The 22,898-nt window shown below is 62.5% G+C and carries 24 protein-coding genes; 12 read left to right on the forward strand and 12 right to left on the reverse strand.

Going from position 1 to position 22,898, the window contains the following annotated elements; genetic code table 11:
- Positions 1-15: 15 nt before the first annotated feature.
- A complete protein-coding gene (locus tag AB0O52_RS05765; protein WP_364534649.1) occupies positions 16-648 on the reverse strand; it encodes a dihydrofolate reductase family protein in 633 nt (210 codons plus the stop codon).
- A gap of 164 nt (positions 649-812) precedes the next feature.
- Here AB0O52_RS05765 and AB0O52_RS05770 point away from each other — a divergent pair, with 164 nt between their 5' ends.
- The 4 genes from AB0O52_RS05770 (at position 813) to AB0O52_RS05785 (ending at position 4,260) form a co-directional block, all read left to right on the forward strand.
- Complete coding sequence (locus AB0O52_RS05770; protein ID WP_364534652.1) at positions 813-1,679, forward strand: PhzF family phenazine biosynthesis isomerase; 867 nt, start codon at positions 813-815, stop codon at positions 1,677-1,679.
- A gap of 84 nt (positions 1,680-1,763) precedes the next feature.
- Complete coding sequence (locus AB0O52_RS05775) at positions 1,764-2,213, forward strand: MarR family transcriptional regulator (protein WP_364534655.1); 450 nt, start codon at positions 1,764-1,766, stop codon at positions 2,211-2,213.
- A gap of 5 nt (positions 2,214-2,218) precedes the next feature.
- A complete protein-coding gene (locus tag AB0O52_RS05780; RefSeq protein WP_364534658.1) occupies positions 2,219-2,785 on the forward strand; it encodes an isochorismatase family protein in 567 nt (188 codons plus the stop codon).
- Positions 2,782-4,260 (forward strand): MFS transporter, encoded by a 1,479-nt coding sequence (locus AB0O52_RS05785; protein ID WP_364534661.1) that lies wholly within the window; start codon positions 2,782-2,784, stop codon positions 4,258-4,260. The genes AB0O52_RS05780 and AB0O52_RS05785 overlap by 4 nt, the downstream gene beginning before the upstream one ends.
- A 9-nt stretch (positions 4,261-4,269) precedes the next feature.
- Here the strand turns inward: AB0O52_RS05785 and AB0O52_RS05790 are convergent, their stop codons facing one another.
- From AB0O52_RS05790 to AB0O52_RS05805, 4 genes are read right to left on the reverse strand one after another with little or no spacing between them, the layout of a single operon-like run.
- Positions 4,270-5,745: a LuxR C-terminal-related transcriptional regulator gene (locus AB0O52_RS05790; protein WP_364534664.1), complete on the reverse strand. Its 1,476-nt coding sequence runs from the start codon at positions 5,743-5,745 to the stop codon at positions 4,270-4,272.
- 9 nt (positions 5,746-5,754) lie between these two features.
- Positions 5,755-7,074, reverse strand: coding sequence for an AAA family ATPase (locus AB0O52_RS05795; protein ID WP_364534667.1), 1,320 nt, complete (start codon positions 7,072-7,074; stop codon positions 5,755-5,757).
- A gap of 20 nt (positions 7,075-7,094) precedes the next feature.
- Positions 7,095-8,867 carry an Ig-like domain-containing protein gene (locus AB0O52_RS05800; protein WP_364534670.1) on the reverse strand — a complete coding sequence of 591 codons (1,773 nt, stop codon included), beginning with the start codon at positions 8,865-8,867 and terminating at the stop codon, positions 7,095-7,097.
- Positions 8,864-9,199: a hypothetical protein gene (locus tag AB0O52_RS05805; protein WP_364534673.1), complete on the reverse strand. Its 336-nt coding sequence runs from the start codon at positions 9,197-9,199 to the stop codon at positions 8,864-8,866. The genes AB0O52_RS05800 and AB0O52_RS05805 overlap by 4 nt, the downstream gene beginning before the upstream one ends.
- Before the next feature lie 157 nt (positions 9,200-9,356).
- Between AB0O52_RS05805 and AB0O52_RS05810 the strand changes: the two genes are divergently transcribed.
- Positions 9,357-10,883: an LCP family protein gene (locus AB0O52_RS05810; RefSeq protein ID WP_364534676.1), complete on the forward strand. Its 1,527-nt coding sequence runs from the start codon at positions 9,357-9,359 to the stop codon at positions 10,881-10,883.
- A gap of 63 nt (positions 10,884-10,946) precedes the next feature.
- Here the strand turns inward: AB0O52_RS05810 and AB0O52_RS05815 are convergent, their stop codons facing one another.
- Positions 10,947-11,366, reverse strand: a complete 420-nt coding sequence (locus AB0O52_RS05815) for a VOC family protein (protein WP_364534679.1) — start codon at positions 11,364-11,366, stop codon at positions 10,947-10,949.
- Between the two features lie 119 nt (positions 11,367-11,485).
- A complete protein-coding gene (locus AB0O52_RS05820; RefSeq protein WP_364534682.1) occupies positions 11,486-11,860 on the reverse strand; it encodes a VOC family protein in 375 nt (124 codons plus the stop codon).
- A gap of 136 nt (positions 11,861-11,996) precedes the next feature.
- On the opposite strand from AB0O52_RS05820, the gene AB0O52_RS05825 reads away from it, so the two are divergent.
- Positions 11,997-12,395: a DUF3054 domain-containing protein gene (locus AB0O52_RS05825; protein WP_364534685.1), complete on the forward strand. Its 399-nt coding sequence runs from the start codon at positions 11,997-11,999 to the stop codon at positions 12,393-12,395.
- A gap of 61 nt (positions 12,396-12,456) precedes the next feature.
- On the forward strand, positions 12,457-12,738 hold the full coding sequence (locus AB0O52_RS05830; RefSeq protein WP_078108932.1) for an Lrp/AsnC ligand binding domain-containing protein: 282 nt from the start codon (positions 12,457-12,459) through the stop codon (positions 12,736-12,738).
- A 23-nt stretch (positions 12,739-12,761) separates the two neighbouring features.
- Here the strand turns inward: AB0O52_RS05830 and trpD are convergent, their stop codons facing one another.
- Positions 12,762-13,820, reverse strand: coding sequence for an anthranilate phosphoribosyltransferase (trpD, locus tag AB0O52_RS05835; RefSeq protein WP_364534688.1), 1,059 nt, complete (start codon positions 13,818-13,820; stop codon positions 12,762-12,764).
- Between the two features lie 148 nt (positions 13,821-13,968).
- Between trpD and AB0O52_RS05840 the strand changes: the two genes are divergently transcribed.
- The 4 genes from AB0O52_RS05840 (at position 13,969) to AB0O52_RS05855 (ending at position 18,304) form a co-directional block, all read left to right on the forward strand.
- Positions 13,969-14,607 carry a heme-copper oxidase subunit III gene (locus AB0O52_RS05840; RefSeq protein WP_084784675.1) on the forward strand — a complete coding sequence of 213 codons (639 nt, stop codon included), beginning with the start codon at positions 13,969-13,971 and terminating at the stop codon, positions 14,605-14,607.
- Positions 14,608-14,694: 87 nt separating this feature from the next.
- On the forward strand, positions 14,695-15,483 hold the full coding sequence (locus tag AB0O52_RS05845) for a c-type cytochrome (protein WP_364534691.1): 789 nt from the start codon (positions 14,695-14,697) through the stop codon (positions 15,481-15,483).
- Between the two features lie 99 nt (positions 15,484-15,582).
- On the forward strand, positions 15,583-16,653 hold the full coding sequence (locus AB0O52_RS05850) for a Rieske 2Fe-2S domain-containing protein (protein WP_364534694.1): 1,071 nt from the start codon (positions 15,583-15,585) through the stop codon (positions 16,651-16,653).
- On the forward strand, positions 16,631-18,304 hold the full coding sequence (locus tag AB0O52_RS05855) for a cytochrome bc complex cytochrome b subunit (protein WP_364534697.1): 1,674 nt from the start codon (positions 16,631-16,633) through the stop codon (positions 18,302-18,304). Before AB0O52_RS05850 ends, AB0O52_RS05855 begins: the two co-directional genes overlap by 23 nt.
- 94 nt (positions 18,305-18,398) lie before the next feature.
- Here AB0O52_RS05855 and AB0O52_RS05860 read toward each other — a convergent pair whose 3' ends face one another.
- Positions 18,399-19,190, reverse strand: a complete 792-nt coding sequence (locus AB0O52_RS05860; RefSeq protein ID WP_284982897.1) for a GntR family transcriptional regulator — start codon at positions 19,188-19,190, stop codon at positions 18,399-18,401.
- Between the two features lie 165 nt (positions 19,191-19,355).
- On the opposite strand from AB0O52_RS05860, the gene AB0O52_RS05865 reads away from it, so the two are divergent.
- Entirely contained in the window at positions 19,356-19,649 is a 294-nt protein-coding gene (locus tag AB0O52_RS05865; protein ID WP_364534700.1) for an HPr family phosphocarrier protein, read from the forward strand.
- 112 nt (positions 19,650-19,761) lie between these two features.
- Here the strand turns inward: AB0O52_RS05865 and AB0O52_RS05870 are convergent, their stop codons facing one another.
- The 3 genes from AB0O52_RS05870 to coxB are packed head-to-tail and all read right to left on the reverse strand — an operon-like array spanning position 19,762 to position 22,761.
- Complete coding sequence (locus tag AB0O52_RS05870) at positions 19,762-20,163, reverse strand: cytochrome c oxidase subunit 4 (protein WP_364534703.1); 402 nt, start codon at positions 20,161-20,163, stop codon at positions 19,762-19,764.
- Positions 20,160-21,878, reverse strand: a complete 1,719-nt coding sequence (gene ctaD / locus AB0O52_RS05875; RefSeq protein ID WP_364534706.1) for a cytochrome c oxidase subunit I — start codon at positions 21,876-21,878, stop codon at positions 20,160-20,162. The genes AB0O52_RS05870 and ctaD overlap by 4 nt, the downstream gene beginning before the upstream one ends.
- A 10-nt stretch (positions 21,879-21,888) precedes the next feature.
- Positions 21,889-22,761 (reverse strand): cytochrome c oxidase subunit II, encoded by an 873-nt coding sequence (gene coxB / locus AB0O52_RS05880; protein WP_364534709.1) that lies wholly within the window; start codon positions 22,759-22,761, stop codon positions 21,889-21,891.
- Positions 22,762-22,898: the final 137 nt, after the last annotated feature.

Raw genomic sequence — 22,898 nt, forward strand, 5'->3', positions numbered from 1 at the left:
CCGGCCACGCAATAGCTAGAACACATCCTCCGGGTCGACCGTGGACGTTGCGTACTCCGGACGCCCAGCCGGCCGATAAGTCTGGATGGTGATGCCCCGGGGCGTCGTCCGTGAGTTGACCAGCTCGAGCGCTAGGTCTGGACCGGATTCGGGGAATAACCGTGTGCCCTGGCCGACGACCACGGGATATGTGAGCAGATCGAGCTGGTCGACCAGGTTGTTGGCGAGCAGCCATCGGACGAGGACGCCGCTGCCCGGGACCAGCAGGTCGCCGTCGTGATGCGCCTTCAGCTCGCCGATGGCCGTGGCGAGGTCGCCGGGCAGGACAGTTGTGCCCGCCCATTGCGGATCGGTGAGGCTGGTCGACGCCACGTACTTGGGCCGGCTGTTCAACGCGGCCGCGATTGGGTTCGTGCCCGGATCGATCATCGCTCCCCAGTAGGGGGCGAAAATCTCGTAGGTCCGCCGGCCGATGAGGAACGCGGACGCGCCGCCATAGACGGCGCTGAGATAGTCACCGGTTTCGGTGTCGATAAGCGGTATTGCCCATCCCCCGCGGTCAAAGCCTCCTCTGCGATCTTCGTCCCGGCCGCCCAACCCCTGCATCACGCCGTCCACTGAGACGTTGGTCGTGGTCGTCAACTTCATGTCGTTTCACCCCGTCTAACAACGGCTGCGGACCCCTTCTGGATCCACGATACGTTCCCTCATTCTCCCAAGCCATCACGCTCTCGGCCCGGTACCGCCGTCGAACTCCAAACAGGGCAAATGCTGTTCGAGCATGACGGCGACTTCCGTGCCACGATAACCGGATGGAACAGACCCCTGATGTATTGCGCTATGCCGCCTTTACCTCCACTCCCGACGGAGGAAATCCGGCAGGAGTAGTCCTGGACGCAACCGGCCTCGACGACACCCGGATGCAGGCCATCGCGGCCGAGATCGGTTATGCGGAAACGGTCTATGTGACCGGGAAGAGCGTTAACGCGGACGCCCGCCGAAACCGTGTGCGGTACTTCTCCCCCATCGCTGAAGTGCCGTTTTGCGGCCATGCCACTATCGCTCTGGCTGTCGCGCAGTCAGCGCGTGATGGCGCGGGAACCTTTGTATTCGATACGGAGGTAGGGCCCGTTGCGATTGAGACGGCACCGCATGGCACTGCCGTCACGGCAAGCTTCACGAGCGTGGAACCCCGGGTCGCCGAGTTCCCTGATGGTGTTTTGGACTCCCTGCTCGGACTGCTCGGCGTGGGCCAAAGTGCACTGCACCCGGGCTACCCTCCGATGGTCGCTTTTGCCGGAAACTGGCACCCCATTCTCGTCTTCGCCGAACGGAGCACCTTTGACTCGTTCGCTTTCGACCCTGATGCCATGCGCGCGTTGATGGATGCCCAAGGCTGGGCGGGCACCGTCACGACGCTCTATGAGATCGGTAGCGGAGCGTTCGACTCGCGCAACCTGTTCCCCGTCGGAACCATCACTGAGGATCCGGCAACCGGTTCAGCCGCCGCGGCTTTCGGCGGATATCTCCGTTTGCTATCGCTCGTGGGGTCGCCAATCCGGGTGATTGTTCATCAAGGAAGCCACGTCGGCCGCGCGAGTGTGCTCACTGTCGACATTCCTCCGCAGGGCGGAATCGTCGTGAGTGGTGAAGCCGTTGAGATCACCGAACCCTCCTAACCCGCCCATGCCCGGCGCGGTCCCCGAGCGAAGATAGTAAGGCAACCTTTTCAGTTTGCCTTACTATCTGGTAGCGTCATTGTTATGAACCCCCACCCGGATGCCGACGCGGCGGGCATGCTCGAAGCTGCCGCCGAGCTTCGTGTCCTCATCGGCCAATTGACCCGGCGGCTGCGTGAGCAGTCCCATGTGGACAACCTGACGAATGCGCAAAAGGCCGTGCTGATCCACCTGGAACGTGACGGCCCGGCCACGTTGTCCGCGCTGGCCCGCGCCGAGGGAATGCGCCCGCAGTCCATGGGAGCCATCATTTCCGCCCTTTCCGGCGCTGGACTCGTTGAGAGCGGCCCTGATCCGGCCGATGGCCGCAAGAGGATCCTGTCCCTCACAGCCGAAGCCCGGGAGAGCATCAGGGCCAGCCGGGCGGCCAAGGCTGATTGGCTTTACCGCACCATCCAATCCAAACTGACGCCGGACGAGCAGGAAAGGTTGCCCGGCGCCATTGACCTACTCAAACGCCTTTTGGAGCCGTGATATCCATGACGATCACCACCCTGGACCCACAGACCGCCCTGATCATTGTTGACCTTCAGCGGGGAATAGTTGCCTCCCCGAAAGCTCATCCCCTCGAACCCGTCGTGCGGAATTCCGCCGCACTCGCCGACGCCTTCCGCAGCCAGGGACTGCCCGTGGTTCTGGTCAATGTCACCGGCGGCGCGCCCGGCCGGACAGATCAAGGCAGCAGCGCGCGAAGGGAGTTCCCCGCCGATTTCGCCGAACTCCTGCCTGAACTGAACCAGCAACCAAGCGATCACCTTGTCACGAAGAAGACGTGGGGTGCATTCACCAACACCGGTCTTGGCGCACTCTTGGAAGACCTTGGTGTGACCCAGGTGGTGCTGACCGGTGTAGCCACCAGCATCGGCGTGGAATCCACTGCGCGCAGCGCCTACGAAGCCGGCCTTAATGTCACCCTCGCCCTGGACGCGATGACCGACCTGACCATGAGCGCCCACGAAAACTCCGTCACGACGATCTTTCCCCGGCTGGGCGAGACTGGAACGACGCAAGAAATCCTGGACGTGCTCAAAGCCACCCGGCCGTGACCGCGCCCGACGCTGCCCGGCCATCGGGCCTCTCGGCGGACCCGGGCAATTCACCATTGGCTCCCCCACGGAACGCGGCCGGCGCCCCGGCTTCCGACGATGCGAGCCGGCCGTCGAACCCGCTGGGCTGGAGGTTCACGGCACCACTGCTGCTCGGCTCCACCCTGAACCCGATCAACAGCTCGATGATCGCCACGGCGCTGGTGGGCATCGGGGCCGACTTTCGCTCAAGTCCGGGCGCCACCGCCGGGCTCATATCCGTCTTGTACCTATGCAGCGCCGTGGCCCAACCGACCATGGGCAAACTCTCTGTCCTCTTTGGGCCCAGGCGCGTCTTCCTCTCCGGAGTCGCCGTCCTTCTGCTGGCCGGAGTTGTCGGAGTACTGGCTCCAAACCTGGGCTTCCTGCTCGTTTCGCGGGCGCTCATCGGCATCGGGACTTCAGCCTGCTACCCGACGGCGATGGCGCTGGTCCGCCGGCGTGCAGACGAGTCCGGCATCGGGGTGCCGGGCCGCATCCTGGGCAACTTTTCGATCGCAGCCCAGGTGACCGCCGTCGTCGGCTTGCCACTGGGTGGAGTGCTGTCCGGAGCGTTCGGCTGGCGGGCCCTGTTCGCAGTCAACATACCGCTGGCCCTGCTGGCCTTCACCTTCACCTTGCTCGGAGTGGCGAAAGACGCGCCGGTCCGAAAACAGGGCCTGGCTAGCCTGCTCACAATGCTGGACCTGCCGGGGATCGCCCTCTTTGCCGGTGCGATCATCTCGCTGCTGGTGTTCCTTTCGGCGCTCACGACGCCGGCCTGGTGGCTTGCGGTGCTGGCTGCGGTGCTGGCGGGGGTGCTCTTGTTGCGCGAACGGCAAGCGCGCAGTCCGCTGATCGACGTCCGGATGCTGGGCAGGAACGGGCCGTTGCAGCGAACCTACCTGCGTTCGATCCTGGCCGCACTGGCCACATATGCCTCGATGTACGGGGCCAGCCAATGGATGGAACAAAGTATGGGACTGAACCCGGCGACGGTAGGGCTGGTTCTGATTCCGCTGAGCCTTCTGAGCATCATCGTGGCGCGGGTCGTCTCGGGTCGGGCGTGGGTCCGTTGGCCGTTGGTCCTTGCCGGCGTCGCGTTGGGGCTCTCCGCAGGCGTGATGCTGCTGGTGAACCACGGCTCCGGCGTCGTGCTGCTCATCGGGATGACCATGCTGCTGGGCCTGACCAACGGTTTCAGCAGCTTCGCCAACCAGGCGGCGCTGTACCTGCAGACGACTGCCGCGGAGATCGCCGTTGCCTCGGGGTTGCTGCGGACGTCAATGTACTTGGGGGCGATCGGGTCCTCGAGCCTCATCGGCATCGCCTTCGGGCCGACTGCCACCGACGCGGGTTTCCACACGCTGGCCTGGATTCTGCTCGCCATTGGTGCATCGATGGTGGTCCTGACGGCGTTCGACCGCAGCATTCCTGCCGTCGCCGCGGGGCATTGAGCCCGAGGATCAGAAGGGATGACGCGGCGGCATGCGGGCTTGGCTCGAAGCGGAGCCTTCAAAGCCGGCAGTGAATCGCTGACCGAGTTCCCGGCGGGAGCGGAGGCCAAGCTTGGCCAGGACATTCCGAATATGGAAGTTCACAGTTGCCGGCGAAACAAATAGCTGGGCGGCGATCTGCTTATTGGTCATGCCGCGTTCGGCATAGAAGGCGATTTCCCGTTCACGTCCAGTAAGGGACTCGAATGCCTGTAGGTACGGATTGCCAGGCCTGCCGCTCAGCCCGTCGAGCAACTTCACCGCGCGGCTGAGGTACGGGGCGGCACCTAGTGCGAGGAAGATCCGCACGGCGCCCCTCAGTGCGGTACCGGCGGCTTTCGCGTTTCCAAGCGAGATGAGCAGCCGGCCAAGATCGAGGTGGGCAATACCCTGCGACAACGGGAAGCGTGACTCCTTCGCCGCAAGCCGGTAGAACCTGGCCGCCTGGCTGGAGAGTCCATACGCTTCGCTGACTCTGCCTTCCAACCAGTCCAGCGAGCCATACACCGGCCACCATCCGCGACCGTCCATCTCCTTGCAGGCCTGCAACAACCTGTCCGCTTCCTCCGCCCAGCCCAGTCCAGCCAAGGCGTCAATCCTGTAGCTGTGCATCGACGGCGTGGCCGAAGTGATCGCCTCGGATGCCTCCAGCTGCTGTTGCCAGTCAGCCAAGGAACGGGCCCGTTCGAGCCGGGCAAGGCCACTGAGTTCGACTCCAAAGGTGTCATAGTCGCTGATTCGGACTTCTTCCGCGCGGCGCAACGCAGCCTCGTATGTTTCCGAACGGCCTTGTACTGCCTCGACGACCGCGGACATCGAGAAAACCAGGGGGCGGGAGGAGACATCGCTGACATCCAGGGAAAGCAGTTGCGCCGTGCGGATCACCGTCAGCATTTCCTGCATCCTCCCGAGCAGGAAATAGCAGTATGCAAGCACGACCCTGGCGTGCCCGATCGCCAGGCCCGCACCGGCCGAAGCGGAGACCTCCATGGCCCTCTCCAGATCGACCGTGGCCTGCTCGATGCCACCAGTAACGCTGAGGAAACCGGCTCTGCAGGTGAGCGCGTCGGTCAGGGCAGGACTGTCGTTCGCACCAGCGATCCTTGCGCTGAGCGACGCGAAAGCCTTCGAGATCAGATCGGGATCCTGGGTGCCGCTTGCGCCGATGAGGCTGAATCCATCGAATTGCAGGCCCAGCTCCGTTCCTGACGGCAGGTGCCGAAGCCGGGGGTCGTGGACTTTCCCATTGGTCTGGCCCAGATGCGCCAGGTGCCGGTGTGCTTGGGCGACAGCGACGGCGGTGGAGGACTTGTCGTCGGAGACCATCCGTGAGACGACTATCGCCAACGAAATGTGTGCCCGCAACAGGGCTTCGTCAGGGTGGTCCAGCTCTTTGGCGATCAGCTCCTCGGCAAATTGGCCCGTTCGGTCCAGGTCCGGCCTCATCTGGAGCAACTACAACAGCGCGAAGTCCCGCACCGCGTCAGGAAGCATGGATTGCACCTGAGGCAGAAGGTCCATCACTTCGGCAATGCAATGATGGACGGACGCAACGAGACAAGCCTCGATGATGCAGTCGTCCCGGCGGCTTCCGCTGAACCTGTCCATCGCCGAGCGTAGGTATTGCAACGCGAGTTCCGGCTGGCCATCCGCCAAAGCGTGATCGACGCCGGAGCTCACCTCCGCAAAAAGCTCGGCCGTCCCTGGTTCCTGCAGAAGCAATCGATGCTGCAAAGCAAGTCTCGGATCATCGACTTCGCCTGCAATCGCACGATGGATGGAAGACAAGCGGTGGCTCTTGAGGCTGTCCCGCACCCCGACAGCGAGCAGATCATGAAACGGGCGCAATTGCACGGTCTGCCCCGTCCGGGTGCCCCGGACCAGCCCGCTCGCCAGTGCCGCCGCGACATCCGTTGGTTCATTCAAAGCGTGGCCAATCCGCTGCACGCGATCTTGTTCAATCGGGTCGCGACTGACACACACAAACTCGACGACGGACCGGGCAGGTCCAAGCTCCAATGCGTCGAGCATGGCGGCAAAGGGATTCTTTCCGGGGGCGACATAGGGCACCGCATCGGGCCAGGGGTTCTGGGCGGAGGATTCCGGCCCGGCCGCATGCTCCATTGCGGCGTTGATCAACAAGGGGGTACCTCCGGTGCTCCGTCGAAGGCGTTCCGCAGTGCGCGCCGATATGGTCCGATCCCAGACTTGCGCCACGTAATCCTGGACCTGTTCAGGACTCAGCGGTTCCAGGGTGACCCGTTTGATAAAGCCCCAGGACAGGTCATCACTCACCATCCGATCGATGGCAGCGGTACCGGCTCCTGAGACACCTGCCAAGACGACTGTGATCTTGTCGTCTGCGAGTCTCTGAAGCACGAACCGCAGGGCCTTGGCGGAGCGTTCATCTATCCATTGGGCGTTGTCTATGACCATGCAACTAATGTTCTTGGGCCGGGCAGCCAGCGCAGACAATAGTTGGCGGGCGGCCATGACAACATCTGAGAGGGGTTCGGCCCCGCGATGGCCCAGAGCCACAAGAAGCTTGTCAATAAAGGAGAGCGCAAGGGTACTTTCGAAAGTGTCCGCGCTGCAGGCCACCACGTTTGCCCGCCTCAAAGCATCCATGAGTTGCAGGCACCACGTCGTTTTGCCGATCCCCTGAATCCCGGTGAGCACAACAATCCCGCCTCCGTACTGGCGTGTGCTTTTCAGGACAGCGGCGGGAGTCTCATCGTTTGACAGTCCCGGATGTACGACCGTGCGTGACGTCATGCCGCCATATTATGGGCAAATCAACCCCTTCTTCCCTGTTGGCCCCGGGGGCCACCAAGGTGTGGTGGGCGGCTCCATAGCCGGAGGAACAAACCGAGAACGAGCGCGGCAACGGCCCCGAGTCCCAATCCGGCAAAGGCCGGACCGTTGGGCCCGGTGTTCGCGAGGGTGCCAAACGGTGCCGTCAACGCTGCGGGCAAGGCCGCGGTGGACGACGCCGGACCCGTCGCCGCGGGTACAGCCGCCGCAACCCTGGGCACGGTCGGAGCCGTAGGCACGGCCGGAGCCGTCACGGCAATTGAAGCCGGCGCTCCCGAAGCGGGCCGGAAATAGGTGTCGCCTGAGTAGTCCACTTTTATTTCGTGGTTCCCTATGGACAGTGCCGGAAGGGTGACAGCGGCCGAGCCGGAGACCAAGGTAACCTCAGGCAGTCGGACCCGGTTGTCTACTGTCAAAATGACGGTTCCGCCAGGCTGCACCGGGAGCGAACTGCTCGCCGTGACGCTTACCCGTACGTCCACAGTCCGGCCTTCCAAGACGGAAGTTGACGATGGAACAAGAAGGACGGTCGCTTGTGCCCTCGCGGCGTTCACTTGAACCGTCACCGGTTCTGCGGGCCTGAAGTTGGTGTCGCCGTCGTACGTGAGTTGAACTGTGCGACTACCTTCGGCCCAAGGGATCGTGGTGGTGAAGTCACCGCGCGAATCCAAGGGCGCAATTGCAAGAACGTTGCCGTTCAAACTCAAAGTCACCTGCCCCGTGGGCACAACAGGAGAAGAAGCGCTCGAGGCTGTCGTGACCGGCCCGGCCGCCGCGGCACTGTCAGCGGACACCGTACCGGTTATCCTTGCGGGCTTGCCCAGCAGCTCGGCGGAAACCGTCGTATTGACGATCCGCGTTGCGAGAGGCTGTACGAGTTGGTTCAGGGATGCCGTGGAGGACTGGAATTTGTAGGAACCAGTGTTGCGTGGCCGGTAATTGAAAGCCAGATCGTGGGAACCCGCGGGTAGGTCGATTGCCCTGATGTTGGCAGTTCCAGCGGCGTCGACGGGAGCGGTTGCAAGCTCCGTGCCGCTCTTGTCCGTGACTGCAACCTCGCCACGTGGAACCAGCCCGCCAAGATCGGAATTGACGACTGTTGCGACGTAGCCGCCGGGGGTGCCGAAGATGGAAGGATTCGCCGTCGCCACGACACTGGTCTTTGTGGCGTAGTCGGGGGTGTACCAAAAGCTGACCCAACCGCTGCCCGCGTTGTATCCCCTGATCACGTTGCTCGCGGTGGGGTCAACGTAGCTGCTGCCGCCGCCACCGCCACCGCCGCCGGCGCCGCCGACGCTGCTGCCAAGAGCACCTGAACCACTTAGCCAACCGCCACCGCCACCGCCTCCTCCGCCGCCGCTGGACGAGTTTCCGGCTCCGCCGCCACCGGTTCCCGCTGCGCCGCTTGGCCCGATGACTCCGGAGTCGGCGCCAGGCGCCCCGCCTGCGCACCACCCGTCCGCTGACTGGCCATTCTGGTTGGCGGCACCCCCGGCACCGCCGTTGCAGTACACGAAAGCAGCCCCGTGGCCTGCACCCCCGCCGCCGCCGGCGGCGACCACAAGCGGGATCCCTTTCCCGTTGACTACGGCGCTCGCGCCGCCGCCACCGCCACCGGCAGATCCGGCGAGGGAACCGGTGCCACCTGAACCTCCGCGAATGAATCCCAGTCCGCCGACCCCTGGATTATGCCGCGACCCTGTCCCCCCGCCAGGTGTTGAAGCGTAGATCTTCAGGGTCTCCCCCGGCGTCACTGCAGGGTGGCACGAATGTCGGCCCCCGCTCCGCCGGGACCATCATTGCTCACAACAAGAGGGGTACCAGGAATATTGATTGGTCCGCCACCGCCGCCGGCGGAGCCCAAGGCCCGGACATCGATGGAACGCACACCGGGCGGTACGATCCACGTGTCTCCGTTGACGTTGGCGAAGTCCAGCTTGGTGGGAGTTGGGTCCGGAGCGACGGAAAGAGCCGCTGACGAAGCATTCGCAGGAGGAGCGGTGAGCACCGGAACTCCAACGGCACACGCGAGCATGAACATGGACAATTGCACAGCCGACGGCTTGCGTACTGAATCTGGCCTCATACCGGGAACAGTAAGGACGCGACGCTGGCAGCCCGTTCCGTGGGACCAAATACTATTCACAACGAATAGGTCGGTGCCGCGGGCTTCACCGAACCTTCCCAGAACCCCCGGCTACAATAGGGCAGTCCGTATTATCCCTGGAGAGGTAGTTTCCCTTTTGGTCACTCGCCACGATGCACCCAGCCCGGAGCCGGGTCAGTCACCCCCTGTCGCCTATCCGGGCCAGGGAAAGCTGGCTGCCCGCAGCCGGCGGTTCAGCTTTCGCCGCTCGCCCCGCTGGTTCAAAATCACCAGCGCCGCAGTGGCTGTCCTGCTGATCGCAGTCATCGCGTTCGGAGGGTATTGGGTATGGCGCCTTCAGTCCAACATCTCGTCGTCCGCGCTCGGCGCCGGTGGCATCAGGACGGAAGGACCGGTGGACGACAGCAAGGACCGGCTTCAAATCCTGGTTCTGGGTACTGATACCAGGAGCGGGAAGAACGGGCAGTTCGGCACCACCGACCAATCCTCGGGCTACGGCCAATCGGACGTCATGATGTTGCTGGATATTTCCGCGGACAACAACCACGTCAACGTCATCAGTTTCCCCCGCGACTTGTTGGTCGATGTGCCGGCTTGTACGGATAACAAAACCGGCAAGCAATACCCCGAACGCCAAAATGCGATGATCAACAGCGCCATGGCCGAGGCAGGCATCGGCTGCGCCGTTGATACCGTCAACAAGCTCACGGGTCTGGAGGTTGACCACTTCATGATGGCCGACTTCAACGCAGTGACCGAACTATCCAAGGCCGTCGGTGGCGTCGACGTCTGCGTGAGCACCGCCGTCAACGACCCCGACTCCGGATTGCATTTGCCTAAGGGCACCTCACAGGTGGAAGGCGACCAGGCCCTGGCCTTCCTGCGCACCCGCCATGCATTTTCCGACGGCGGAGACCTCGGACGGATCAAAGCGCAGCAATCGTTCCTCGGTTCCCTCGTCCGGAAGCTCAAAGCTGACGGAACACTCGGAAACCCCCAGAAGATGCTCGGCATCGCCGATACGGTCACGAAGAACCTCACCGTCGACAACGGACTCGCATCGGTTCCGGCCCTGTTGACCATCGCGGGCAGGCTCAAGAACATTGACCCGGCCAAGGTCAACTTCATCACCGTGCCCAACGTCCCGGCCGCCTCCGATCCCAATAGGCTCGACCTCGACCAACCGGCGGCGAGCAACTTCTTTGCCGCCTTGACGAAGAGCCCGGACCTCAGCCAGCCCGGACCAAGTGCCGCGGCGTCCCCTGCTCCATCGACCGAAGCTCCGAAGGCCGGATACAACAAGGCCCTTCAACCGGTCACCGTCGCCAATGGAACGGGTGTGACCGGCAGAAGCCAGGAGATCGGATCGCTGCTCTCCGCCGGTGGATTCACGAAGCTGGCCAAGATCCAAGCCGATGCCAGGCCACAGACCATGGTCTATTACGGTGCTGGTTTTGCCGACGTTGCCGCGGACGTCGCTGCAATGTTCGGGTTGCCTGCGACGAGCGTGCAGCAGGTCGCCAGTGTCCAGGGAGTCCAGCTCTATGCCGGACAGGACTTCGCCACAGGCGACAAGCCGACACTTCCGGCCCCCAAGCCCAACGACGTCGTCGCCCAGACCGCCCAGGACCAGACCTGCCAGACGACCAACCCGGTCGGATAGCCCCAGAAGACAGAGCGCCCTCCGCCTCGCATTGCGTGGCGGAGGGCGCTTTCTGTTTTCGTGCTACTGGGGTTGCTCCGCCGAAACGTTGACCAGCCAGGCAATGCCGAACTTGTCAGTCAACATCCCGAAGATGTCCCCCCACGGCGCCTTCTCCATCGGCACCGTGACCGTCCCGCCGTCGGCCAGTCCGTCCCAATATCCGCGAAGTTCTGCTTCGTCGTCGCCACTGAGGGAGACGGAGATGTTGTTTCCGGGACTGTAATCCATGCTGTTGGGGGTGTCTGCCGCCATGAGCAGCATTCCGTTGTCTGTTTTGAGTGCCGAGTGCATGATCTTGTCGCTTTCGGCGGGGTCTTCGCTCGCGTGGAACTCCGCGAAGGTGCTTTGGGTCAGCTCGCCGCCGAAGACCGATTGGTAGAATGCCATGGCCTCCTTGGCGTTGTCGCGAAAGCTGATGTAGGGGTTGAGGTTCGTGGTCATTACATGGCTCCTCAGTGTTTGGGGGCAGCACGATCAGCTACCTTTTCGTCATGCTAACAGCGCACGCCGGGACCATCTACAGCCAGATTTTTCGGGCCCGACGGCGGCAGCCCCGGTTTTCAGGCGCGGCTTGCCTCGCGGCCGACGAGGCCCACTGTGTTGCCCTCGCTGTCCTCGATGAAGGCCATCCATTCCTCGGTTCCGGCCGGCCCGAGGCTCCCGTCGACGTGGTGGTAAACCAATTGTGGTTCCTGGACGATGTTGGCCCCGGAGGCGCGGAGTTCCTCAACAGAGCGCCGGAGATCGGCTACGTCAAGATAGATCAGCGACGACGGAGCGCTTCGATCCAGCAGAAGCCGGACGCCGTCGAGATCGAAGAATAGCAGGCCGGGCGGATCGAATCTTCCGCTCGGCCCACTGCCTAGCAGCCGGGAGTAAAACGCCGATGCCCGGTCAAGATCGGCCGCCCGCTGGGCAACCTGGATCAGCCTCATGCCGTACCTCCGGGGATAGTCGCTTCAAGTGTCGTAGCCACATCTTCCGCGGTACCCCGTGCTGGTTCAAGGGTCCAGGGGCATGAGCGGGACCTTCGGTTCGAGTTCGGCATCAGTGCGGGATAGTGTCGTTTCCATGCCTGCTTCAAAACCAACCTTCGTCCGCACTGCCGTCATTGCCGGGCTGGCCGACGCCGTTCTTATTCTTGTTTTCGCGGCCATCGGCCGCGACGCACACCAGCGCGCCGATGTGCTGGCCGGGGTCTTTGCCACAGCTTGGCCGTTCCTTGCCGGTGCGGCGATCGGGTGGCTCGCCGTGCGGGCGTGGCGGGCACCCTTCCAGACCTGGCCGGCCGGCGTCGTTGTATGGATTGCAACGGTGGCCGGGGGCATGCTCTTGCGTGCTGCTACCGGACAGACCGTGGTGCTCGCGTTCATCATTGTCGCCTTGATCAGCCTGGCGATCCTGCTGCTTGGCTACCGCGCCGTGATCGCCCTCGTGGTGCGCGTCCGCCGCCGCAGCCGCCAGTCCTAAGCACCCGCCGATGCACTAGGCTTGCTACGTCCACTGCTGCACTTCGGAAAGGCTGCCCCCAGTGATCACCGCTTTCGTCCTGATCAAGACCGACGCTTCACGCATCCCGGAGACGGCCGAGGAGATCTCCGCCATCCAAGGGATCAGCGAGGTCTACTCCGTCACAGGGGAATGGGACCTTATTGCCGTGGCGCGCGTGGCGAAGCATGAGGAATTGGCGGACGTCATCGCCGACAAGCTCTCCAAGGTTCCCGCAGTGGTTCACACCACCACGCACATCGCCTTTCGCGCCTATTCGCAGCATGATCTGGATGCCGCGTTTTCGTTGGGCTTCGAGCAGTAACCGCCGGAATCCCGGCGTCCTGCCTACCCTTGGGTGAGTCCCACCCATGTGTCGAGGACGCGGATGGCCGCTCCGGAATCAATGGATTCCGCAGCCCGCAGCCAGGCCGATTTCATTCGATCCAGGAACGGCCCGTCGGCAGCAGTGTCGAAGGCCACGAGGCCCGCAGCGGCGTTGAGCACCACGGCGTCCCGGACCGGGCCCGGCTTCCCCCCAAGTACTTCGCGCACGACGGCGGCATTCGCCTCGGCGTTGCCGCCTCGAAGATCGGCGACGGTCGCCGCAGCGATCCCAAGATCCGCCGGCGAGAACCGCTGCTCGATGACTTTCCCGTTCCTGATTTCCCACACCGTCGACGGGCCTGTGGTGGTGAGCTCATCGAGGCCGTCTTCGCCGCGGAACACGAGCCCGCGGCTCCCCCGGCGCGCCAGGACCCCCGCGATCAACGGAGCCATCGTGGCGTTGGCAACACCCACGGCCGAGGCCTGGACGTGGGCCGGGTTGGTCATCGGTCCGAGGAAGTTGAAGGCAGTGGGAATGCCAAGTTCCGCCCGCACAACACCGGTATGGCGGAACGACGGGTGGAATACCTGGGCGAAACAGAAGGTGATGCCCGCCTCTTCGGCGTTGCGGGCCACGCGCTCGATCGGCAAGTCGAGCCTCACGCCCAACGCTTCCAGGACGTCGGCGGAGCCCGACGACGACGATGCCGCCCGGTTCCCGTGCTTTACGACGCGCGCTCCCGCGCCGGCCGCGACAAGGGCAGCCATGGTCGAGATGTTGACCGTGTTGAGCCGATCGCCGCCGGTGCCCACGATGTCAAGCTTTTCGCCGGGAATGTTCACAGCTTTGGCGTTGGAGAGCATCGCCTCGACCAGTCCCGTGACTTCATCCACCGTTTCCCCTTTGGCGCGCAGGGCAACCAGGAAACCGGCGATCTGGGAAGGCGCGGCTTCCCCGGACATGATCGTGTTCATGGCCCATGCCGTGTTCTCGATGGAAAGGTCATGCCCGTTGATCAATGCGGAGATGAGTCCGGGCCACGAGTTGCTTGCCTGCTCTGCAGATGCCTGTGAAGTCACCACTTGATGCTAGCGATCCACCGTGCTCCGTGACCAATGCTAAGGACGCCGGGAACTTTTCCGCGCGAATTCGCGTCTTTGTAGAAAAAGTCTCCCCAAATGGCGGTTCGCATTGGGAAGTCCGGACTTTTACAGACATAATGTCCTTGTGACATCTGCGACCCATGCCCCCAGTACCCCGGCGCACCCGACGCTGAATCGCCCCAATTTGGTTTCCGTTGGAACCGTTGTGTGGCTTTCCAGTGAGTTGATGTTCTTCGCCGGTCTCTTCGCCATGTACTTCACACTGCGCTCCACCTCAGGCGCGCTGTGGGCGGAAGAAACCGGCAAGCTCAACTTCCCGTTTGCGCTTGTAAACACGATCGTCCTCGTGTCGAGTTCCTTCACTTGCCAGATGGGCGTCTTCGCTGCCGAGCGACTTGAGCCCCGCCGTCGAGGTGGTGTGCTTCAGTTCACCCGCTGGGGCATGAACGAGTGGTTCATCCTGACGTTCATCATGGGCTCCTTCTTCGTTGCCGGCCAGACCACGGAATACGCAATGCTTGTGTCCGAGCACGTTACGCTCTCGGCCAACGCCTACGGTTCCTCGTTCTACATCACAACCGGCTTCCACGGTCTCCACGTCATCGGCGGCCTCATCGCCTTCCTGTTCATCATTGGCCGCGCATACGCCGCCAAGAAGTTCGGACACTTTGAAGCGACCTCGGCAATCGTCACCTCGTACTATTGGCACTTCGTGGATGTTGTGTGGATTGGCCTCTTCCTGGTCATCTACGTACTGAAGTAGCCGGCACCGACTCTTGTTGCACAAGAGGATGAATTTTAAAGAAGCGGCTCACGGAGCCGACGCAGGATCGAATAAAGGAACCACCACGTGAAGGCACTCTCGCAGAAGCGACGTCATCCACTGGCAGCCATTGCGCTGCTGCTGATGGGACTCCTCGTCACTGGTGGGCTCTACGCCGTTGCCACAACGGTCAACCAGGCGAAGGCAGATACCACTAGCTACAGCGCCAGCGATGTCCAAGAGGGCGGCAAGCTCTTTGCCGCCAACTGCGCCACCTGCCACGGCATGGGCGCCAGCGGAACCAAGGACGCCCCCTCGCTGGTCGGCGTGGGTGCTGCTGCAGTTGACTTCCAGGTTGGCACCGGCCGTATGCCCATGCAGATGAACGGACCCCAGGCCCAGGAAAAGCCGAGGCAGTTCAACGACCAGCAGACCCGGCAGCTGGCGGCCTACGTCGCATCCCTCGGCGCCGGCCCGGCCATTCCCGACGCATCGTTGCTCGACGCAAACGGAGATGCCGCCAAGGGTGGCGAGCTCTTCCGCGTGAACTGCGCGATGTGCCACAACGCCGCAGCTGCCGGCGGTGCCTTGACCCGTGGAAAGTTCGCTCCGGCACTTGCCGGCGTGTCGGGCCAGCACATCTATGAAGCCATGGTCACTGGTCCGCAGAACATGCCCGTCTTCAACGACGCCAACATCTCTCCTGAGGGCAAGCGCGACATCATTACCTTCCTGAAGAAGATCGAAGCCAACGGCTCGCCCGGCGGCGCCGACCTCGGAGGCCTCGGTCCGGTATCCGAAGGTCTCTTCGTCTGGGTTGCAGGGCTCGGCGTCATCATCGCCTTCACCATCTGGCTGACGTCGCGTACGTCCTAGGCCAGCGCATTACAAAAACTTCTGCTGTCCCCACAGCAGTTTTGAATTGAACATCAACCCGGTTAAGGCCGGGACAACGAGAGAAGGATGAGGCGAATTATGGGCAACCATAGTGACGGCAGTCCGAACCACTCGGGCACCGTAGCTACGGCTGGTCAGAATGTTGTGGAGAAGTTCCAGGATCCTGGGCTTCCTCCGCACCGTTTGCGCCTGGCTGACACGGACCCGAGAGCCGCCAAGCGAGCCGAGCGGCAGGTGGCCATACTGTTTGGCATCTCCGTCATCGGCACGGTGATCTTCCTGGTGTCGTACTTTGCCATCGATCTTGGGCACGACTCCACGATCGCAACGATCCGCACCCAAAACCTGTTGCTAGGCCTTGGCACCGCATTTGCGATGCTCGGCATCGGCACCGGCATCGTGCACTGGGCAAAGGCCCTCATGCCGGACCACGAGGTATCGGAAGAGCGCCACGCCATCCGGACCGAGGAAGACCGGCAGGCAGCCGTGCGAATCGTCGAGGACATCGTCGAGGAAACCGGCATCAAGCGCCGCCCGCTGATCCGCAACACCCTTTTGGGTGCTGTGGCACTGGCACCCCTCCCGGCATTGGCAGTATTCGGTGACCTTGGTCCCCGCCCGGACACCACGCTCGCACACACCATGTGGGCTCCCCAGGACGGCAAGCTCAAGCGCCTCACGCGTGACCCCGACGGAACTCCGATCAAGGCATCGGACGTGACCATCGGTTCTGCCTTCCACGTGATCCCGGAAGGCCTCAACGAACTCCAGGAGGGCAAGCTCAACGCGAAGGCCAAGGCCGTCGTTTTGCTCATGCGCCTCAACCCGGATGACTTGACGATTTCCAAGGGCCGCGAAACCTGGAGCTACAACGGAATCGTTGCCTACTCCAAGATCTGCACCCACGTCGGTTGCCCCGTTGCTCTTTATGAGCAGCAAACGCACCACCTGCTGTGCCCGTGCCACCAGTCAACCTTTGACCTCACCAAGGAATGCAAGGTTATCTTCGGCCCCGCCAGCCGCCCGCTCCCCCAGCTGCCCATCGCGGTAGACGCTGAGGGCTACCTCGTAGCGACGAGCGATTTCAAAGAACCTGTAGGACCGAGTTACTGGGAGCGTGACGAGCATGAGCGCCTCATCAACAGCTGAAGTCCCCTTCGTACCCAAAACCAAGGTTGGCCGGATCACGGACTTCGTTGACGAGCGCGTCGGCGGATCCGGAATCCTGCGTGAATTCGGCCGGAAGGTCTTCCCCGACCACTGGTCCTTCATGTTCGGTGAGGTGGCGCTGTATTCCTTCGTCATTCTCCTCATGTCGGGTACCTTCCTGACGTTCTTCTTTGACCCGTCCATGGCGGAGACGCACTATGCGGGTTCATACACGCCGCTGACCAATGTCGAAATGTCGGTAGCGTACAACTCGTCGCTGAACATTTCCTTCGACATCCGCGGTGGCTTGTTCTTCCGTCAGGTCCACCACTGGGCAGCCTTGCTGTTCGTGGCGTCGCTTGGTGTGCACATGCTGCGCGTTTTCTTCACAGGTGCTTTCCGTAAGCCGCGTGAAATGAACTGGGTAGTGGGCGGCGTCCTGCTCATCCTGGCCATGGCCGAAGGCTTCACCGGATATTCGCTTCCTGATGACCTGCTCTCCGGCAACGGCCTGCGAATCATCGACGGTGTCATCAAGTCCATCCCTGTGATCGGAACGTACATCTCGTTCTTCCTCTTCGGAGGCGAGTTCCCGGGAACAGCCATCATCGGCCGTTTGTACGTGCTGCACATCCTGCTCGTCCCGGCCATGATTCTGTTGATGATCGTCATCCACCTCTTCATGGTGGTTGTGCACAAGCACACGCAGTACCCCGGCCCGGGTCGCAACGACGGCAACGTCGTCGGTTACCCCCTGGGACCGGTTTACGCTGCAAAGGCCGGCGGCTTCTTCTTCATCGTCTTCGGTGTCGTTGCCCTCATGGCTGCGATGTTCACGATCAACCCGATCTGGAACTACGGGCCGTATGACCCCTCCCCCGTGTCGGCAGGTACCCAGCCTGACTGGTACATCGGCTTCGTCGATGGTGCCCTGCGGCTCATGCCCGGCGTTGTCAATGACTTCCACTTCGAGTACATCATCTTCGGCCATGTGCTGACGCTGAATGTGCTGCTGCCCGCATTGGTTCCCGCCGGCATCATTTTCACGGTGCTGTTCATGTACCCGTGGATCGAACGCTGGATCACCAAGGACAATCGGGAGCACCACGTCCTGGACCGTCCCCGCAACGCTCCTACCCGTACTGCCATTGGCGTCGCAGGCTTCACCTGGTACTGCGTCATGTGGGCCGCTGCCGGTTCGGACCTCATCGCGACGCACTTCCACGTTGCCCTGAACGACGTTACGTACTGGCTGCGTACGCTGTTCTTCATCGGCCCGATCCTCGCATTCATGGTGACGAAGCGCGTAGCCCTTGCGCTGCAGCGCAAGGACCGCGAGATCGCCCTGCACGGCCGGGAAACGGGTCGTATCGTGCGCCTGCCGCATGGCGAGTTCATCGAGGTACACGCGCCCCTGGACGACTACAAGCAGTACAAGCTTGTGGGCTTCGAGTCGCCTTCACCGTTGCCGGCCGAGCCGAACGAGCACGGCGTCGTCACCCCGAAGGAGAAGCGCCGCGCGGCGCTGTCCAGGTGGTTCTTCGAAGACCGTGTTGCTCCGGCAACCCCGGCCGAGCTTGAAGCTGCGCACGGACACGGCCACCATGAGGCCATCGAGTCCGTCGAAGAGCACAAGAGCCTTAGCCACTAGCTCCCGCAGCTAGCACAGAGAAGGCCCCGTCCAGATGGACGGGGCCTTCTCTCGCTTCTTCGGGCTTTCAAGCGGGCGGTTCGCCGGCTTTGAACTAGTGGGTGCGGTATCCCGTGGACTGGCTTCGGGTGGACCGGACGCCGGGACGCTGCAACGGCACCCACAACTTGTACCGGTCGGCACGGTAGTACGACACGGAGTAGTCCACCATGGCGCGGGCAACGAAAGCGTGGCGCTGGATCTTCAGCAACGGCGTACCGACGTCGACGTTCAAGAGCCGCGCCGTTGATGGCGAAGCCGCGGTTGCTTCGATCATGTCCTCTCCCCACTCCATCACCAGTCCGTACTTCTCGCTCAGGACGTTGTACAGGGAAGTGGGAGGCGCATCGTCCAGGAGGCCTGGCACACGATGCGCAGGGATGAAGTTTTCATCCACGCTCATGGGCTCGTTGTCAGCGAGGAGGAGCCGCCTGAAGCGGACCAACGGCGTCCCTTCCTCCAGCTGGAGTTCCCTCGCCAGGAAGGCACTGGCCGCGATTTGTTCAAAGCTCAGGACCTTGGCTGCCGGAACCATGCCGCGGCGTTGCATCTCTTCGCTGTACGAGGTGAGCTTCACCTGAAGGTCCAGCTTCGGTTTGCGGACAAAAGTTCCCAGTCCAACCACGCGTTCAATGACTTCCTCGCCGACGAGGGCATCAATGGCCTGCCGCACCGTCATCCTGGCAAGGCCGAACCGTTCGGAGAGGTCCCGTTCCGAAGGCAACGCCGCACCGGGCTTGCAGGACTCGGAGATATAGCTGCGCAGGATCTCGCGCAGTTGAACGTAGATAGGAGTTCCGCTCTTGCGGTCTATCTCCCCCGCGATACGTGCTGCCTCAGCGGGCACGACGGTCTCCGGCCACGAAATCTTTCATGAAATAAGCGTAGGCCACTCCACCGGCAGGTCTAGACCAGCTGGGCACCGCGAACGGTGCGGTCGCGTGGCGGCGCTACGCTTGTAGGGATCAAAATTGCAGTCGGCATTCAGGCCGGCCGAGTCAAAGGAGCCGGTTTGCCCGAGCACAAAGCCATCGTCGCCGCAGAGATCGGCCTCCATGCACGGGCTGCTGCCGTTTTCGTGCGGGCCGTGACGGCCACGGGCCTTCCGGTGACGATCCGCAAGCCGGGCCAGCAAGCGGTGGATGCCCGGTCTTTGCTCGAGGTCATGACCGAGGATTTCGGCCACGGCTGCGAAGTGGTGCTGTCGGTCTCCGGAGAAGCGCTACAAGCCGGCCGCACGCCTGATGAGGTCGATGATGCCTTGGCCGCGCTTTCGGCCGTCCTGGAGGCCGTAGAAGCCCCGTGAACGGGCAAGCGCCCCGTTGACGCACCGCGGGGTGTGTCAACGACGTACAATCCGGATACGACGACGGCGGGCCCCACCAATGGTGGGGCCCGCCGTCGTCGTTCAAGTACTTCTAGTGCGCGTGATCTCCGCGGCTGTATTCGAACACCCAACCGACCAGGGCTACGACCGCAAGACCGGCAGCGACGAACGTGATCCAGAAACCTACAGCCAAGCCAAGGAACCCGGCGGCACATGACAGGCCGAGCACCAGCGGCCACCAGCTCCAGGGGCTGAAGTGTCCCTGCTCGCCGGCGCCTTCATGGATCTCGGCGTCCGGACGGTCCTCCGGACGCATGCCGACCCGCTTGCCCGTGAAGCCGAGGTAGCCGCCGATCATGCCGGCCAGGCCACCGACCAAGAGAATACCTAGCGTTCCGACCCACTCAGACCAGTGGTTCAGAAAACCATAGACCAGTGCGACGGGGACAAAGAAAAAACTACCGGCTCCAAAAATCCATGATTCGATTTTCACTTGGCGTCCTTCTGGTCAGCGTTGCCGAGCACCTTTGCTGCCGGCTCGGGGCTCCGTGCAGTGTGGTGCTGGGCCAGTTCCGGGTGGTGGAGGTCCAAAGCAGGACGTTCGGAACGAATACGGGGCAGCGAGGTGAAGTTGTGCCGCGGCGGCGGGCAGGATGTGGCCCACTCGAGCGAAGCGCCGAAGCCCCAGGGATCGTCCACTTCCACCTTCTTGTTACTGCGCCAGGTGATGTAGACGTTCCAGAAGAACGGCAGGAGCGAGGCGCCGAGCACGAAGGATGAAATGGTGGAGAACTGGTTCATCCAAGTGAAACCGTCCTGCGGCAGGTAGTCGGCGTAACGCCGGGGCATGCCCTCGACGCCGAGCCAGTGCTGAATGAGGAAGGTGCCGTGGAAGCCCAGGAACAGGAGCCAGAAGTGGATCTTGCCGAGCCGCTCGTTGAGCATCTTGCCTGTCCACTTGGGCCACCAGAAGTAGAAGCCTGCGAACATTGCGAACACCACGGTTCCGAAGACCACGTAGTGGAAGTGGGCCACGACGAAGTAGGAGTCCGATACGTGGAAGTCAAGCGGCGGGGAAGCCAGGATAATGCCGGTCAGGCCGCCGAAGAGGAAGGTGACCAGGAAGCCGATACTCCAGAGCATGGGCGTCTCGAAGGTAATCGAGCCCTGCCACAGGGTACCGATCCAGTTGAAGAACTTCACGCCGGTGGGTACTGCGATCAGCATCGTCATGAAGGAGAAGAACGGCAGCAGCACCGATCCGGTGACGTACATGTGGTGCGCCCAAACGGTAACCGAGAGGGCGGCAATGGCGATGGTCGCGTAGACCAGGCCCTTGTAGCCGAAGATCGGCTTGCGGCTGAATACCGGGAAGATCTCGGACACGATGCCGAAGAACGGCAGCGCAATGATGTAAACCTCGGGGTGGCCGAAGAACCAGAACAGGTGCTGCCACAAGACAGCTCCGCCGTTCTCCGGGTCGAAGATATGGGCTCCAAAGCGGCGGTCAGCACCGAGCGCGAAGAGCGCGGCGGCGAGCGGCGGGAAGGCCATGAGAACCAGGATTGCCGTCACGAGGGTGTTCCAGGTGAAGATCGGCATGCGCCACATCGTCATGCCGGGAGCGCGCATGCAGATGATCGTGGTAATGAAGTTCACGGCACCGAGGATGGTTCCGAAACCGGACAATGCCAGGCCGAAGACCCACAGGTCTCCACCCACGCCGGGGGTGAACGTCGTGTCCGACAAGGGAGCATACGCGAACCAGCCGAAGGAGGCAGCACCCTGCGGGGTGACGAAGCCGGACACCGCGATGGTGGAGCCGAAGAGGAAGAACCAGAATGCCAGCGCGTTCAGCCGCGGGAAGGCAACGTCGGGGGCACCGATCTGAAGCGGCATGATGACGTTCGCGAAGCCGGCGAAAAGCGGCGTGGCAAACATCAGCAGCATCACGGTGCCGTGCATCGTGAAGAGCTGGTTGTACTGTTCCTTGGTCTGCAGGATCTGCATGCCGGGCTCGAACAGTTCCGCACGCATCAGCAGCGCCATAACGCCGCCCAGGCAGAAGAACACAAAGGACGCGATCAGGTACATGTACCCGATGGTCTTGTGGTCGGTGGAGGTGATCCAGTTGACGACGATGCGTCCCTTGGACTTCGGTACTACCGGAGCGTCAAGGACTCCAGCGGATTGGGTATAAGTAGCCACGTCGCTTCCCTTAATTCTTTGCGTTCAGGTTCGGGTTGCGGTCGTACTTCGAATCGAGAAGACCGGTGTTGCCGCTCTGGCGAAGCTGGTCCATGTGAGCCTGGAACTCAGCTTCGGAAACGACCTTCACGCGGAACAGCATCTCAGAGTGGTATTCACCGCAGAGTTCGGCGCACTTGCCGTCATAGGTGCCCTCTTTGGTGGGGGTCAACCTGATGTAGTTGGTCTTGCCGGGAATCACGTCGCGCTTCTGCAGGAAGGCAGGCACCCAGAAGGAGTGGATAACGTCGCGTGAGTTCAGCTCAAGGTCAACCGACTTGTTGACCGGCAGGTACAGGGTCGGCAACTGATTCAAGTCGATCGCGTTGCCCGTGAGGTGCGCCTGGACGCCGGCTTCGTGAAGGTCTTCGGTAATGACCGAGCCCTTCACATAGTTGAAGTCCCATGCCCACTGCTTGCCGCGGACGTCAATCGTGACGTCGGCCGGCTGGGAGCGGTCATCGATTGCACGCTGGTCCTGATCGGTGAAGTAGAAGAACACCAGCACCATGAACAGCGGGATGGTCAAATAAAAGACCTCCAGGGGGAGGTTGTAGCTAAGCTGCTTCGGGAAACCCGTGGTGCCCTTGCGGCGGCGGTAGGCGATGATGCACCAGACCAGCAGGCCCCAAGTAATAATGCCGACAGCGAGGGCGGCGATCCATGAGTTGACCCAGAGGTCCATGATCCGATCGGTGTTGCTGGTGGTGCCACGTTCCGTGGGCAACCAGCCTTTTCCTACCTCTGGTGAACATCCGGTCAAAACCAACGCGCCGGCTAGTGCCAAGCCAGTGATCGAAGTGATCTTTATGCGTCGGCTGCCGGTTCGGTTCTGCGAACTCACAGACGGCCCTTCCTCTTGTTGCTGCAGCCCGGCCGGCCGGAAGCCCACCGGGCACACTAAAGTTTTACTACCCGATGTAGAGCTTACCGCTACCGAGCGGTTTTCGCCGACATGCTGGCCCAGTGCGTCGGCCGGGG

The organism is Arthrobacter sp. NPDC080073 (assembly GCF_040686575.1).
Classification (GTDB): Bacteria; Actinomycetota; Actinomycetes; order Actinomycetales; family Micrococcaceae; genus Arthrobacter.

Excerpts from the sequence above, each read along its gene's own strand:
- AB0O52_RS05765 (WP_364534649.1), bottom strand. The coding sequence starts at position 648 with ATGAAGTTGACGACCACGACCAACGTCTCAGTGGACGGCGTGATGCAG.
- AB0O52_RS05770 (WP_364534652.1), top strand. The coding sequence starts at position 813 with ATGGAACAGACCCCTGATGTATTGCGCTATGCCGCCTTTACCTCCACT.
- AB0O52_RS05775 (WP_364534655.1), top strand. The coding sequence starts at position 1,764 with ATGAACCCCCACCCGGATGCCGACGCGGCGGGCATGCTCGAAGCTGCC.
- AB0O52_RS05780 (WP_364534658.1), top strand. The coding sequence starts at position 2,219 with ATGACGATCACCACCCTGGACCCACAGACCGCCCTGATCATTGTTGAC.
- AB0O52_RS05790 (WP_364534664.1), bottom strand. The coding sequence starts at position 5,745 with ATGAGGCCGGACCTGGACCGAACGGGCCAATTTGCCGAGGAGCTGATC.
- AB0O52_RS05795 (WP_364534667.1), bottom strand. The coding sequence starts at position 7,074 with ATGACGTCACGCACGGTCGTACATCCGGGACTGTCAAACGATGAGACT.
- AB0O52_RS05805 (WP_364534673.1), bottom strand. The coding sequence starts at position 9,199 with ATGAGGCCAGATTCAGTACGCAAGCCGTCGGCTGTGCAATTGTCCATG.
- AB0O52_RS05815 (WP_364534679.1), bottom strand. The coding sequence starts at position 11,366 with ATGACCACGAACCTCAACCCCTACATCAGCTTTCGCGACAACGCCAAG.
- AB0O52_RS05820 (WP_364534682.1), bottom strand. The coding sequence starts at position 11,860 with ATGAGGCTGATCCAGGTTGCCCAGCGGGCGGCCGATCTTGACCGGGCA.
- AB0O52_RS05825 (WP_364534685.1), top strand. The coding sequence starts at position 11,997 with ATGCCTGCTTCAAAACCAACCTTCGTCCGCACTGCCGTCATTGCCGGG.
- AB0O52_RS05850 (WP_364534694.1), top strand. The coding sequence starts at position 15,583 with ATGGGCAACCATAGTGACGGCAGTCCGAACCACTCGGGCACCGTAGCT.
- AB0O52_RS05855 (WP_364534697.1), top strand. The coding sequence starts at position 16,631 with ATGAGCGCCTCATCAACAGCTGAAGTCCCCTTCGTACCCAAAACCAAG.